Source organism: Shewanella sp. SG41-3, from assembly GCF_014164545.1.
In the GTDB taxonomy this organism is placed as follows: Bacteria; Pseudomonadota; Gammaproteobacteria; order Enterobacterales; family Shewanellaceae; genus Shewanella; species Shewanella vesiculosa.
Genome location: NZ_JACJFJ010000006.1, coordinates 278,306 through 291,103, shown reverse-complemented (window position 1 = coordinate 291,103; position 12,798 = coordinate 278,306). Strand labels below are relative to the sequence as shown.

Genomic DNA, 12,798 nt, shown 5'->3' with positions numbered 1-12,798 from the left:
TCCAACCAAAGCTAACCCACAGTTTGTGGCTTATATTATTGCTGCCGTTTTCGCTGCACTTCTGACTGCATATTGCCGCGAGTCCACTAAACTCCTTAAGCGTGTTCAAAAACCTATGACAGATTAACCTTGTGGGTGAGATGTTGACGTCATTAGTTGCTCACGGTTATGTGGGCGTAAAAAGTCAATATCAGGCCCGGCAGGGATGATTTGAGTCGGATTAATTTGTTGATGACTAAAGTAATAATGCTGCTTGATATGATCCATATTGACTGTGGTAGCAATGCCGGGTTGTTGATATAAATCACGTAAATAATCTGAAATATAGGCCATGCTTTCGATTGTATTGCGGTTGGTTTTAAAATGGCCGACATACACATTGTCAAAACGGATCAGGGTAGTAAACAGACGCCAATCCGCTTCAGTAATGCTATCGCCCAATAAATACCGTTTTGTGCTTAAGCGGGTCTCGATGGTGTCCAGCGCCGAGAATAAGGCATCATAGGCTTCTTCATAAGCGGCTTGTGAGGTAGCAAAACCACAGCGATAAACCCCATTATTGATTTTTTCGTAAATGAACTCATTGAGTTGGTTTATCTGCGGTTGTAAGGCTTGAGGATAATAATCGAGTGTATTGCCGGTAATATCATTAAAGGCGGTATTGAACATTCTAATGATTTCAGATGATTCATTACTGACGATAGTGTTGGTTTTTTTGTCCCACAATACTGGTACTGTGACTCGACCATTGTAGTGTGGTTTCGCTAATTGATAGGTTTGGTATAAAAAGTCTTTTTGATGTAAAGGATCGGCTTGAGCCCCTGCTATGTGTTGACCAATTTTGCCATCAACAGCATTGGCAAACTCCCAGCCGTTTTCTCGCATATGTGCTTCAACAACAGTAACATCAATAAGTGATTGTAATTGCTTTAATTCTCTAAAGATAAGGGTGCGGTGCGCCCAAGGGCAGGCTAGAGACACATACAAATGATAGCGGCCTGCTTCTGCAACAAAGCCTGCGTCGCCAGAGGGGCCAGCTTGGCCATCCGCAGTTACCCAATGACGTAATTGCGCATCTTCTCGAACAAACTTACCGCCATTTTCTTCGGTTGCATACCATTGATCGACCCACTGGCCATTTTGTAGTAATCCCATATCTCTCATCTCCTTAGTGGCTTTAGTCTTAGGTTACAACAAATAAAATCGAATAAAAGTATAATTAATCGCTAGTTTTGTTCGATTAAATTAATTACATTGCCGTCAAGGTTGATTATTTGTGGTGATGGGGTGTGAATAGATCGATGTTAAAAATCAATTGACGTAATATAGCCTGCAATATTTTATTGCATTGATAGGATTGATATATATATGTCTTTTAAGCTAGAAAAAATTGTAATCGAGCCGCAAACACCTGCGACAGCATGCGTTATTTGGCTTCATGGATTGGGTGATTCAGGTGCTGGCTTTGCGCCCGTCGTCCCCGTATTAGGCTTAGCTGGTCAGCACAGTATTCGTTTTATTTTTCCTCATGCACCAGAACAAGCAGTGACCATCAATGGCGGTTTTGTTATGCGCTCATGGTACGATATTAAAAGCATGGATTTACACGATCGCGCCGATATACAAGGTGTTATGGCGTCTGAGCAAGCCATCCGTCAGTTAATTGTTGAGCAGATTAATAGTGGTATACCTGCTGATAAAATCGTTTTAGCGGGTTTTAGTCAAGGTGGGGTCATGAGTTTGTTCACCGGGCTGCGTTTTGAACAAAAACTGGCCGGTATTATGGCGTTATCATGTTATTTACCCGGTGGCGAAACATTGCCAGAGCAACTTGCTGATGCTAATGCTCATACTGCTATTTTACAACATCATGGTGAGCAAGATGATGTTGTCCCGATGTTTGCTGGTAAAATGGCTTATGACGCACTGATTGCGGCAGGTTATCAGAGTACCTGGAAAACTTATCCGATGGCCCACAGTGTATTGCCTAATCAACTTGCTGATATTGGTCAATGGTTGCAGCAAGTGTTGAAATAACGCAAGCTCATCACTGTTCTTATATAAAGACAATAATCGTTATTGTCTTTATATAAAAAAATCAATCTATTTAAATGGCTTAGCAGCAAAAATGCTTAAGCCATTTTTTTTACTTTACTTTAACATACCCGTTAACATGGTAATTGTTTTTTACTGGGAACTATTGAGGTGTAAGTTATTGTTAAATAATGTATTAAAAATCACATTCTGTCATAAAAGTGACATCAAAAACCGTCAATCTTTGTTATCATTCTGGCCGTGAATAGGATAATTCACGGATTTAAAAATATAAATTATAACATCGGGGTAAATCATGACAAATATGTTAATTAAAGGATTGGTCGCAACGGCTGTACTAGCAGCGTTGACCGGTTGTGGCAGTGACGACGACAATACCGCTGTCGTTGCACCGACGACGTGTGCCGAAGCTGGTGCAGATTGTAAAATATTTACAGTATTACATACCAATGACAACCACGGTCGTTTTTGGGAAAACGGTGACGGCGAATACGGTATGGCAGCACGTAAAACGCTGATCGATCAGATCCGTGCTGAAGTTAGCTCAAACGGCGGTGAAACGATTTTACTTTCGGGCGGAGATATCAACACTGGCGTCCCTGAGTCAGACTTACAAGACGCAGTGCCAGATTTTATTGGTATGAATGAAATTGCTTATGACGCAATGGCAGTCGGTAACCATGAGTTTGATAATCCACTTGCGGTATTAGATTCACAACGCTCAATTGCTAACTTCCCAATGTTAGCGGCTAACATTTATAAAGCTGATGGCACTCGCTACTTTGATGCTTACAAAGTATTTAATATAAATGGTTTGCGCATTGCTGTGATCGGTTTAACCACTGAAGACACTGCGAAGATTGGTAACCCAGAATTTATCAAAGATTTAACCTTTACCGATCCAACCACTGAAGCAGCAAAAGTGATTGCAGAAATTAAAGCTGCAGATACTGCGGATCTTATTTTTGCAACCACTCATATGGGTCACTATGCTGATGCAATGAATGGTAGTAACGCCCCTGGCGACGTCGCCATGGCTCGTGCTCTAGCAGAAGGTGATTTGAATGCCATTATTGGTGGTCATTCACAAAACCCAGTATGTATGGAACCAGGTAAAAACGATTACGCTGACTTTGCTCCTGGCGATGACTGTACGCCTGATATGCAAAATGGCACTTACATTATGCAAGCTCACGAGTGGGGTAAGTATGTCGGTCGTGCTGATTTTGAATATTTCAATGGCGAGCTTCACCTTGCTAGTTACAAGTTAATCCCGGTTAATTTGAAAACATCAGTGACTGATGCAGATGGCAATAAAACGAAAGTATTGGTTGCTGATGAAATCGCCGCAGATGCAGACTTAAAACAACTACTTTCTTATTATCAAGAACGTGGTCAAGGCCAACTTAGTGAAGTGATTGCTACCACCGATGGTTTATTAGACGGCGAACGTGCAAATGTACGTAATATGCAAACTAATTTAGGCCGTTTGGTTGCAGAAGCGCAACGCACTAAAGTCGGTGCCGATATCGGTGTAATGAACTCTGGTGGTGTGCGTGCTTCAATTGCTGAAGGTGATATCTCTTACCGTGACGTGTTAACCGTGCAGCCTTTTGGCAACATGGTAACGTTAAGCACTATGACAGGTGCAGAAGTCACTGAGTACTTAAACACTGTAGCATCTTTCCAACGTGGTTCTGGCGCATATGCACAAATCACCGGTGTGAAAATGACAGTAGATTGTACTGCTCAAACAGTTGCTATCAGTGAAATCAATGGTAAAGATTACAGTGCCACTGACTCATACAGCTTTACTGTACCAAGCTTCAATGCTGCTGGTGGTGATGGCTATCCTGAGCTTGCACCAATTCAAACAGGTTATGTTGATGCAGAAGTGTTATACACTTTCTTCAAAGATAAAGGCACTATTGCGGCTGCAGATTATGCTCCAATGGGTGACATTGTTTATGAAAACTCAAACAGCCCACTAGGTTGTGAAGTAACAGCAAACTAATTAGCCTCAGTTTGGGTAAACAGATGGTATAACCATTTCTTATCTCGACCAAAGGTACGATTGCAAAAAAGGCAGCTGAAGCTGCCTTTTTTATTGGCTGCTATTTAGTTGACTTACAGTGGATTAAAGGGCTAATGTGATTGGAGAATATAGTGACTGATGAACAGTTCATTGATTGGGTTGAGAGAAAATTAATATGACAGGTATCTACAGAGTCGTGGTCTTAATCGCATTAATTGCGCTGGCGTTGACATGTTATTTAGCCGGCAGCCAAACCGGGGCGGTGACTTTTTTTGTGGCTGGAGGATTACTTGAAACTGCTTTTTGGTTTGGTTTGTTTCGAAAATCTACCAATCGAACCATTAGTTAATTCTCACAGCTAAGCTGATTAGTCATTTTACGATAAGCGATTAGCTCTATGTGAGCGATATCCTTAATGCTATTAAGCAACATGTGATAATCAACAGGCAGCCGAGGCTGCCTGTTGATTATGCTGAAGTCAAATTAGCTTGATAACTGCGTGTTTCATCAGTCTATGGCTGACATGATTAGCCACAATTAAGTGATATTATTTCCAGCCTATTTATTTCCAACCGATATGAGTGGTTAACGTGTGGGTTTGTCCTGGCGCTAACACTATGCTGTCGTCTCTCACGTTGGCTGCTTCTAAACAGACCATGGTTAAGTAATCATCATGATTAAACCGAGATAGGCGGGTTGACTTGTCTATCCAAGGGTTCCATAACACTGCGGAGTGGCTGTTTTCCCGGCTCACCACAATCGTTCCATTTGGAGTATGTAATTCCTGAATGGGCGCTAGTTTGGTATAAACTCTATCGGTTTCTCGATCAAATTTAACCACATCGTCGACTTGTTCAAAAGGTCCTTGATCAAATTCAATGTATTGTGAACCGCTAAATCCACTGGCCTTAAGTTGGTGAATATCTTCTATGGGGAAATAGCTATGCAATGCTTGTGTGAGCTCGATGTCGTAATCTGCATTGTTAATATTGATGATGCTTACCGATAATGTTTCACCTAAGTTAAATAGCACCTTCACTTGGGTATTATGCGGCCAATACTGCTTATCTATTTCGCTGGCGGGCAGGGCAAACAGCAACGCAACAGATTGATCGCCCATGTTGATGGATTCTAATGACCAAATCTTATTGCGCGCAAAACCATGCTGTGGAAAGCCTTGGATATCGCTCATCCCAAACCAAGGCCAACAAACTGGAATTCCACCTCTTATGCCATTGCTTGGTTGGTAATCGTCGGCACTTGATACCCATAAAAGTGGTGATTTTCCACTGGGTGTAAATTGATCTATTTGCGCCCCTTGCAAAAAAATACGCGCTTGGCAAAACGCGGTATCGACAGCAACATAATCGAGACCATTGGGATGTCTCTTGGTGGTAACTGAACCCATAATCTGTGTCCTTATATGTGTTAATCCAAGCCGATAGCTTATAAATGAACAGAAGCAATTGGCTTATTGGTTAAATGATTTGGGCTTACTTAATAAAATGCAGTAAACGATTATTGGCTGGCATAGCAATGTCTTCTCGAAGCGTTAGCCCTTGCTGCTGTGCTAATTGACAGATCCATTCGATATCGCGGATGCCGCTTTGGGGATTATTGTGTTGTAAAGACATATTGAACTGTCGATTACTGTCACTGGTAAATTGGCCTTGGTAATTGAACGGACCATAAATAACTAATGAGCCAGCGTTTACCAATAGATTACCCACGCCAATAAAAAATGCTTCAACCATCGTCTTACTCATAATATGCAGAGTATTAGCACTGAATATCGCATCGACATTTGATGTCAGTTGCGGCCAAGGCTGGGTGACATCTAATTCAATAGCGGGCTGTAAGTTTGGTGATGCTTGCAAATTGAGACGAGCTTGCAAATTAGGCAGATAATGCCGTTGATCGCTTGGTTGCCAGCGGATATGCGGAAGATGGTTAGCAAAATACACGCTATGCTGGCCAGTACCACTGCCTATTTCAAGCAAATGAACGCAACTATGAAGCCACTTTGTTAATAGCGTTAATATAGGCTGCTGGTTATTTTCACAAGCTTGCGAAAAAGGTAGCTGTTGTAACGTTAATGATTGAGGCATTACGAGATATCAATTCTATCCATTTCTAATTGTTGTAATGCTATCACCGCTTGAGTGCGATTGCGAACACCCAATTTGCGAAATATTGCCGTTGCATGAGCCTTGATGGTGGCTTCTGATACCCCAAAATCATAAGCAATTTGTTTGTTGAGTAACCCTTCGGCAAACATCTGCAGTACGCGATATTGCTGTGGGGTTAAATCAGATAGACGTGAGGCCATTTTGTCGGTTGGATCATCAGAAACCGGTACAATTTGGGTACCTTTGGGTAACCAAATATCACCATATAACACCGCGTTTAATGCTTCTTCCAACACTTCCATAGACGCTGACTTTGGAATGAATCCGCTACTACCATAATGTATTGCTCGGCTTATGGTATTGATGTCTTCGTGGGCAGAAATCACCACCACAGGAATGTCTGGATGATGGGTTCTAAGGTGGATTAACGTTGAATAACCGTGAGAGCCCGGCATCTGTAGGTCAAGTAAGATTAAGTCAAACGGTTGGTCTTTCTCATCAAGGACATGTTGTAATGCCTCGGCACTATCAGCCTCAAACCATTGCGTGTGTTCAAAGGCATTACTCAGCGCTAGCCTTAAGGCATTACGGAATAATGGATGGTCATCTGCAATAATGATATTTAAATTTTCGAGCTTCATGGCGTTTTTTATTCTATGTTGCACGTGAAGATAAACTCAATGTAACAGAAAAGTAATCGAGTATTCTATTGCTTTGTGCAAGATTATCATTGATTTGAATAAAAACAATCAAACTATAGACTTTAGTCTAGTGAGCGAAATGATGATGCAGCCATCTATCTGACTGCATTTACTGGGTGTTATTAATTATGTGGCCACACTTGGGTCGGGTTGCGATTTTCATCTACCGCAACAAAAGTAAACACGCCACGTATTGCATGTTCCCTATGATCGCGGTACATATCTTCAACATAAATATTCACTTCAACTTTTAGCGATGTGTTACCAACATGGATCACATTTGCAATCAGCTCAGCCAAGCTGCCAGCGGGTATCGCTTTTTTGAAATCAATCCGATCAGAACTCACGGTTACTAATGATTTACGACAAAAACGTGTAGCGGCTATAAATGCTGTTTCATCCATCCAGGCTAATGCATCACCACCAAATAAGGTGTTATGGTGATTAGTATTAGATGGGAAAATTGCCTTAATAACGCGGGCTTCTGATTGAGCAATACGTGCTGCAATGTCATCAGGGAAATGGTTTTGAGTTTGTGCTGGGTTTTGAGCAAGGGACATACAACGACCTAATGTTATGCGGTTCAATAAAGAATTAAGCGAAAAAAGCCGCGCATTGTACTGTATTGAGCGTATTCGTGTCGATGTTGTGGTGCTTATTTGTCGATAAGGCCTCACGGTTGTGCAACCTTATGGACAATATGTTGTTTAATAGTAACAACTGAATTATTTGATTAACCTAATGTGCTTAAATGCAGTTGTCGATTGAGTTGATGTCTATTCTGCATAGGCTAAATTAATAACGAAGCAATACAGTTGATACTATTTGTTTGTTGGGATTTAGGGTCACAATATATAAACGATCAAATTCACTGGCGTCATCAATCGGTATTTGTTGCTTTGCCCCGAGCTTTTCAACTAAATCTGTCGAAGTATTACTGTGGCCTACCACTAAAATATTACCCTGTTCGGTTAATAACTGCTGGGCAAAGTTTGCCATATGTTGAGGATCATAAACACTTAGCTCCAGGTGTTGATCTTGAGCGACTTGCTTGGCTGTTTCACGGGTACGATTATAATCAGTGGTGTAGACTTTTTGTAAAGAGGTCGCCGATAACACTGTTGCTAAACGTAAGGCTCGTAATTGTCCTTGTGCAGATAAACTGGGATTTTGACCAGTACGTTTTTCTGCATGCCTAACGATAAAGATAACGTGATTACTTGTGGCCCCTTTATGGTTAAGATCAACTGATGTCGATTCTGGCGCCTGTGCCATTATCGATATGCTCATCAAGCTCATCAAACCAATCAGTATGCTGGTGATTATCTGTTTCATATGGTTAATCCGCTAAGTAATATTCGATGGTTGATACCACACGCACTTGCTTAATGTAGGGCGTATTCTTATCTCTGTTACTGATACTGAATTGCCCTTGAGTGGCTTTTTTAATTTTTCCTAATCGGCTTTGAGAATCTTTAGCAAATTTTTCGGCCACTGAGCGGGCATTGGTGGTCGATTCTTCAATCATTTTTGGCTTAACGTCATTTAATCGGCTAAAAATATACTCGACTTGGGCATCATAGTTATTCTGCGAGAATACAATGCCCGTTTTCCCCAGCTCAGTTAATTGCGGCATGACACCACGCACTTTATCGATGTCATTAGAATAAACCGTAATGGTTTGTGTCGCGGTATAACGCAATTCTATTGGTTGATTACCACCATATTGTTGCACCAGTTTATCGGTAATTGTCGGCGCTGTGAGGGTAATTTCTTTTGGATCGATATGTTGCTCAGTTAAAAAACTGACCACTTGGTTGTTTTGTGCTTCCAGCTGTTTATACAGTTCATCGAGATTATTATTGGCTGCAGTAAATTGGATAGGCCAGATGACAATGTCTGCAGGATATTCATTTTCTGCTAAGCCTTTAACTGTGACACTGCGCTCAAGTAATTTGTATTCAACAATGGCTTGTTTGAGTAACAGACCCAAAGCACCAAAGCCCAGCGCAATGAATATTCCAAAAACAGCAGCACTACGAGACGAACTTTGCATAACAACATCCTTATTAATAGGTAACAGTGTGGCTCGACGAAGGTGACTCTTTGTTGCAGAGAATGAATAGAAGTACCTCATTATCATATAAGGGCATCATTATGGTCAAATAAGGCACTATCAACAATCATCGTCAGTCCAATGAAGGGCGATCATAATCGAATATGGACTCAATATTGGTTTTATGGATTATTTTTAATCCTATTTTTTGCGTATTGTCAGTGTTGCAACAATACTTACAAGCGCAAATAACACAATTGCTATATTGCCTTTATCACTTGGATAACGTTTTAAGCTATTCAATTTACTATATTAAAAAAACTCAATGCTGTGAGCACAACCTCGCCTTAAAGGAATTAATATGTCTTCTCGGTTAACCGCACAGCTTATTCTTCATGGGTTTGATGATTCATTACCAGCATGGCGCCGAGTGATTTTTCAACGATTATTTAGCATATTAGCTTTATTGTGTATTCCGGTTTACATCACCAGTGTCTATTTGTGCGTCGTTAAAAACTTATGGGGCATGGCAATATTTGATACTCTCGCTTATGGAATATTGTTATTCATTTTGTTTTATCCTCGCATTACTGATAGGCAAAAATTTATCGTAGGATGTTACCTTGCGTTTGGTATCGGTATTGGTTTTGTCATTGCTATAGGCCCCTCTGGTGCGGGCTTTTTTTGGCTATTTGCTTTCCCTCCACTGTGCAGCATTTTGCTCGGCGAAAAAATGGCGCTATGGGCTCAAGTTGTCAACGCGATATCGCTATTACTAATCGGTATCGCCTATCAATACCAACTAGTTCATTGGCCTGATGTGAGTGGATTTTCAACCTTGATCTGGTATGTGGTAGCGATTAACTTTTTAGTGACTAATGCCATTGTGACTCAGTCTATATCTTATTTGTTGGGTAAATTAACGCATTCGTTAGCATCTACTTTGGCCTCACGTAAAGCCACTGTGATGGGATTAGCTAAGTTAGCTGAGTACCGTGATAATGAAACGGGGGCGCATTTAATCAGAATGCAGCAGTATGCCAATATGCTGGCAAAACAACGATTAACTGATGAGCATGTTCCACAAGAATTAACCGAAGCTTTTATTCAAGAAATAAGCCTTTCAGCCATTTTGCATGATATAGGTAAAGTGGGTATTGCCGATCATATCTTATTAAAACCTGGACGCTTAACGGCAGAAGAGTTCGAGCAAATTAAGGCGCATCCAGTGATAGGTGAAAAAGTACTTAATAGTCTATTAGCCTATGCCCCAGAATGTTCATTTATTCGGATGGGGCGCGACATTGCCGGAGCTCACCATGAAAAGTGGGATGGCAGCGGCTATCCTAAGGGGTTAATCGGTGATGCCATTCCCTTGTCTGCGAGAATAGTGGCTCTGGTTGATGTATATGACGCATTAACATCACCACGCTGTTACAAGAGGCCGTTTAGCCATGAAGAAGCGATGACGCTTATTTTAGAAGGTAAAGGTAAGCATTTTGACCCTGAGTTAGTCGACAGCCTGGTGATGATCAGTGAACAGTTTGCCGTATTGTCTAAAGCCTCTTTACTAGAACAAGAGTAATAGGATGGATTTAAGACTATAAATGACAATGCCAGTCATAAATGACTGGCATTGGTAAACGTTCATCAAGCTGCTCAACTAGCGAATAAGTCAGTAAGGACTTATTGTGCGAGTAAGGCTTTACGCTCTCTTGATGCTTGAGCTAAATCACGTAACAGTTTTTCTGAATCAGCCCAATGTAAACAGGCATCGGTAATACTTTGACCATAAACTAAAGGTTCGCCTTTAACGACTTTTTGATTACCTTCAATCATAAAGCTTTCTGCCATAATACCGGCGATAGCTGTGCTACCACTGCGCAGTTGCGCTATGATGCTATCGGCAACATTTAACTGATTTTTATGCTGTTTTTCACTGTTGCCGTGGCTAAAGTCAACCACCATACGCTGAGTTACACCCACTTGTTCAAGTTGGGCGCGAGCCACTTCAATGTCCTCTGCACAATAGTTTGGTGTTTTGCCACCACGTAAAATAATATGCCCAAATGGATTGCCGTGAGTACGATATACCGCCATGGCGCCATCTTTATCCGGAGAATAAAAAATATGTGGAGCTTGGGCTGCGCGAACGGCGTCAACAGCGATATTAATGTTACCGTCGGTACCATTTTTAAAGCCCACAGGACAGGACAACGCAGACGCCATTTCACGGTGAATTTGGCTTTCGGTGGTACGTGCGCCAATAGCGCCCCAAGTGATTAAGTCAGCAATATATTGACCGTTTACCATGTCTAAAAATTCAGTGGCGATAGGCAGTTTTAATTCGGTGATCTGCTGCAATAGCTCACGCGCCAAGCGCAAGCCTTTGTTGGGGCTAAAGCTGCCGTCTAAATCAGGATCCGAAATTAATCCCTTCCAGCCAACAATAGTGCGAGGCTTTTCAAAATAGACCCGCATCAGAATGCATAAGTCATCTTTTAGTTCGTGGTGAAGTGCCGATAAGCGCTCGGCATATTCAAGTGCCGCTTTGGTATCGTGAATTGAACAAGGGCCAATAATGACTAATAAGCGTTGGTCTTCACCGGCAATAATGGCTTCAACTTCTCGGCGCTGTGCAACAAGATAGTCTGCAGCATCTTGAGTCAAAGGGTATTCTGATGCCAGTTGAGCGGGTGAAATGACTTTGCTTAAAAGGGTAGTTCGTAGTTCATCTGTTTTAATTGTCATGCATATTACCGAGAAATCGTGAGATGCATCAGCATCATATTACTCGGGATTATATACCCAAAGAAGTTCAAGATGCGAGGCTTAGCCTCGGATTCTCTGGCTGAATAAACAGATTGCTGTAAACGGCTTACTCGAATTAAGCGAGTCAGTCTGGGTTTGAAAGCCTATTTACAGCGTTTTTTATTGTTTATAAATTAGAACATATGACGTTCTAAACCGGTTATATCAATAATTTTTGTGGCAATTTCTTCAACCGAATGATTGGTGGTATTCACAAAAGGGATACGTTCTTTTTTATACATCATTTCCACTTCTTTCACTTCAAGCTTGCATTGTCTTAATGATGAATAACGGCTGTTTTCCATTCGGCTTTGACGAATTTCATGCAAACGATGTGGATCGATTGTTAAGCCAAATAATTTTGATTTATTGCGTTTTAATGCCTCAGGTAACTGAAGGTTATCCATATCATCTTCAGTAAACGGGTAGTTTGCAGCCTTTATACCAAACTGCATCGACAGATATAAACTGGAGGGGGTTTTACCACAGCGAGATACGCCCAATAAAATGATATCGGCTTTATCCATGTGTTTCATGGTTTGGCCATCGTCGTTTTCCATTGTGTAGTTAATCGCATCTATACGAGTTTCGTAACCGTGGTTACTTTTACCATGAGTTCGATGCAATAAAGGCTTCGCTTGCACGCCCAAGTGTTGTTCTAATGGCGCAACAAAGGTATTTAAAAAGTCATAATCGACACATTCGCTTGAAAAAATCACATTGCGGATTTCCGGATTAATGATTGAGTGGAACACAAGTGGTCTTACACCTGTTGTAATAAAACAATCATTTATTTGTTGCTTCACTTTTTGTGCTTTCTGAATAGTTTCCACAAACGGAATCGTAAGTGCTTCAAATTCTATGGGAAATTGCGAAAGCACCGCATGCCCAAAAACCTCAGCTGTGATCGCGGTCCCATCTGAAATGTAGAATACTTTTGGTGTCATTCTGACCTCTTGTAGTAATAAAATTACAAATAAAATTATAGATTTACGCGTGTTGTATGGGAGT

General features: G+C 41.2%; 13 protein-coding genes. 4 read left to right on the top strand and 9 right to left on the bottom strand.

Annotation, left to right across the window (positions count from 1 at the left end; translation table 11 throughout):
* Nucleotides 1-123 precede the first annotated feature (123 nt).
* Complete coding sequence (locus tag H5164_RS13930; protein WP_182756699.1) at nucleotides 124-1,155, bottom strand: glutathione S-transferase family protein; 1,032 nt, start codon at nucleotides 1,153-1,155, stop codon at nucleotides 124-126.
* Between the two features lie 213 nt (nucleotides 1,156-1,368).
* Between H5164_RS13930 and H5164_RS13925 the strand changes: the two genes are divergently transcribed.
* The 3 genes from H5164_RS13925 to H5164_RS13915 all read left to right on the top strand — a co-directional run bounded on the left by H5164_RS13925 (nucleotide 1,369) and on the right by H5164_RS13915 (nucleotide 4,439).
* Complete coding sequence (locus H5164_RS13925; protein ID WP_124015841.1) at nucleotides 1,369-2,037, top strand: alpha/beta hydrolase; 669 nt, start codon at nucleotides 1,369-1,371, stop codon at nucleotides 2,035-2,037.
* Between the two features lie 313 nt (nucleotides 2,038-2,350).
* On the top strand, nucleotides 2,351-4,069 hold the full coding sequence (gene ushA, locus H5164_RS13920) for a bifunctional UDP-sugar hydrolase/5'-nucleotidase UshA (RefSeq protein ID WP_182756697.1): 1,719 nt from the start codon (nucleotides 2,351-2,353) through the stop codon (nucleotides 4,067-4,069).
* A 196-nt stretch (nucleotides 4,070-4,265) separates the two neighbouring features.
* Nucleotides 4,266-4,439, top strand: a complete 174-nt coding sequence (locus tag H5164_RS13915; RefSeq protein ID WP_165870071.1) for a hypothetical protein — start codon at nucleotides 4,266-4,268, stop codon at nucleotides 4,437-4,439.
* 213 nt (nucleotides 4,440-4,652) lie between these two features.
* On the opposite strand, the gene H5164_RS13910 is transcribed toward H5164_RS13915, so the two are convergent.
* The 6 genes from H5164_RS13910 to H5164_RS13885 form a co-directional block, all read right to left on the bottom strand.
* Nucleotides 4,653-5,498, bottom strand: a complete 846-nt coding sequence (locus tag H5164_RS13910) for a D-hexose-6-phosphate mutarotase (protein WP_182756695.1) — start codon at nucleotides 5,496-5,498, stop codon at nucleotides 4,653-4,655.
* Between the two features lie 85 nt (nucleotides 5,499-5,583).
* Nucleotides 5,584-6,198, bottom strand: coding sequence for a DUF938 domain-containing protein (locus H5164_RS13905; protein ID WP_182756693.1), 615 nt, complete (start codon nucleotides 6,196-6,198; stop codon nucleotides 5,584-5,586).
* Nucleotides 6,198-6,860 (bottom strand): response regulator transcription factor, encoded by a 663-nt coding sequence (locus H5164_RS13900; RefSeq protein WP_182697130.1) that lies wholly within the window; start codon nucleotides 6,858-6,860, stop codon nucleotides 6,198-6,200. Before H5164_RS13900 ends, H5164_RS13905 begins: the two co-directional genes overlap by 1 nt.
* A 182-nt stretch (nucleotides 6,861-7,042) precedes the next feature.
* Nucleotides 7,043-7,480 carry an acyl-CoA thioesterase gene (locus tag H5164_RS13895; RefSeq protein WP_124015846.1) on the bottom strand — a complete coding sequence of 146 codons (438 nt, stop codon included), beginning with the start codon at nucleotides 7,478-7,480 and terminating at the stop codon, nucleotides 7,043-7,045.
* Between the two features lie 235 nt (nucleotides 7,481-7,715).
* Nucleotides 7,716-8,255: a histidine phosphatase family protein gene (locus H5164_RS13890; protein WP_182756692.1), complete on the bottom strand. Its 540-nt coding sequence runs from the start codon at nucleotides 8,253-8,255 to the stop codon at nucleotides 7,716-7,718.
* A gap of 4 nt (nucleotides 8,256-8,259) precedes the next feature.
* On the bottom strand, nucleotides 8,260-8,976 hold the full coding sequence (locus H5164_RS13885) for an SIMPL domain-containing protein (protein WP_182756689.1): 717 nt from the start codon (nucleotides 8,974-8,976) through the stop codon (nucleotides 8,260-8,262).
* Between the two features lie 361 nt (nucleotides 8,977-9,337).
* Between H5164_RS13885 and H5164_RS13880 the strand changes: the two genes are divergently transcribed.
* Nucleotides 9,338-10,561, top strand: coding sequence for an HD-GYP domain-containing protein (locus tag H5164_RS13880; RefSeq protein ID WP_182722758.1), 1,224 nt, complete (start codon nucleotides 9,338-9,340; stop codon nucleotides 10,559-10,561).
* A gap of 101 nt (nucleotides 10,562-10,662) precedes the next feature.
* Here the strand turns inward: H5164_RS13880 and H5164_RS13875 are convergent, their stop codons facing one another.
* The gene (locus tag H5164_RS13875) at nucleotides 10,663-11,727 is read right to left on the bottom strand and encodes a 3-deoxy-7-phosphoheptulonate synthase (RefSeq protein WP_124015850.1); all 1,065 of its coding nucleotides are present in this window, start codon (nucleotides 11,725-11,727) and stop codon (nucleotides 10,663-10,665) included.
* A 194-nt stretch (nucleotides 11,728-11,921) separates the two neighbouring features.
* Nucleotides 11,922-12,734, bottom strand: a complete 813-nt coding sequence (locus H5164_RS13870; RefSeq protein ID WP_124015851.1) for a pyruvate, water dikinase regulatory protein — start codon at nucleotides 12,732-12,734, stop codon at nucleotides 11,922-11,924.
* Nucleotides 12,735-12,798: the final 64 nt, after the last annotated feature.

Excerpts from the sequence above, each read along its gene's own strand:
- H5164_RS13885 (WP_182756689.1), bottom strand. The coding sequence starts at position 8,976 with ATGCAAAGTTCGTCTCGTAGTGCTGCTGTTTTTGGAATATTCATTGCG.
- H5164_RS13870 (WP_124015851.1), bottom strand. The coding sequence starts at position 12,734 with ATGACACCAAAAGTATTCTACATTTCAGATGGGACCGCGATCACAGCT.
- ushA (WP_182756697.1), top strand. The coding sequence starts at position 2,351 with ATGACAAATATGTTAATTAAAGGATTGGTCGCAACGGCTGTACTAGCA.
- H5164_RS13905 (WP_182756693.1), bottom strand. The coding sequence starts at position 6,198 with ATGCCTCAATCATTAACGTTACAACAGCTACCTTTTTCGCAAGCTTGT.
- H5164_RS13875 (WP_124015850.1), bottom strand. The coding sequence starts at position 11,727 with ATGACAATTAAAACAGATGAACTACGAACTACCCTTTTAAGCAAAGTC.
- H5164_RS13880 (WP_182722758.1), top strand. The coding sequence starts at position 9,338 with ATGTCTTCTCGGTTAACCGCACAGCTTATTCTTCATGGGTTTGATGAT.
- H5164_RS13910 (WP_182756695.1), bottom strand. The coding sequence starts at position 5,498 with ATGGGTTCAGTTACCACCAAGAGACATCCCAATGGTCTCGATTATGTT.
- H5164_RS13930 (WP_182756699.1), bottom strand. The coding sequence starts at position 1,155 with ATGGGATTACTACAAAATGGCCAGTGGGTCGATCAATGGTATGCAACC.
- H5164_RS13895 (WP_124015846.1), bottom strand. The coding sequence starts at position 7,480 with ATGTCCCTTGCTCAAAACCCAGCACAAACTCAAAACCATTTCCCTGAT.
- H5164_RS13915 (WP_165870071.1), top strand. The coding sequence starts at position 4,266 with ATGACAGGTATCTACAGAGTCGTGGTCTTAATCGCATTAATTGCGCTG.
- H5164_RS13890 (WP_182756692.1), bottom strand. The coding sequence starts at position 8,255 with ATGAAACAGATAATCACCAGCATACTGATTGGTTTGATGAGCTTGATG.
- H5164_RS13925 (WP_124015841.1), top strand. The coding sequence starts at position 1,369 with ATGTCTTTTAAGCTAGAAAAAATTGTAATCGAGCCGCAAACACCTGCG.
- H5164_RS13900 (WP_182697130.1), bottom strand. The coding sequence starts at position 6,860 with ATGAAGCTCGAAAATTTAAATATCATTATTGCAGATGACCATCCATTA.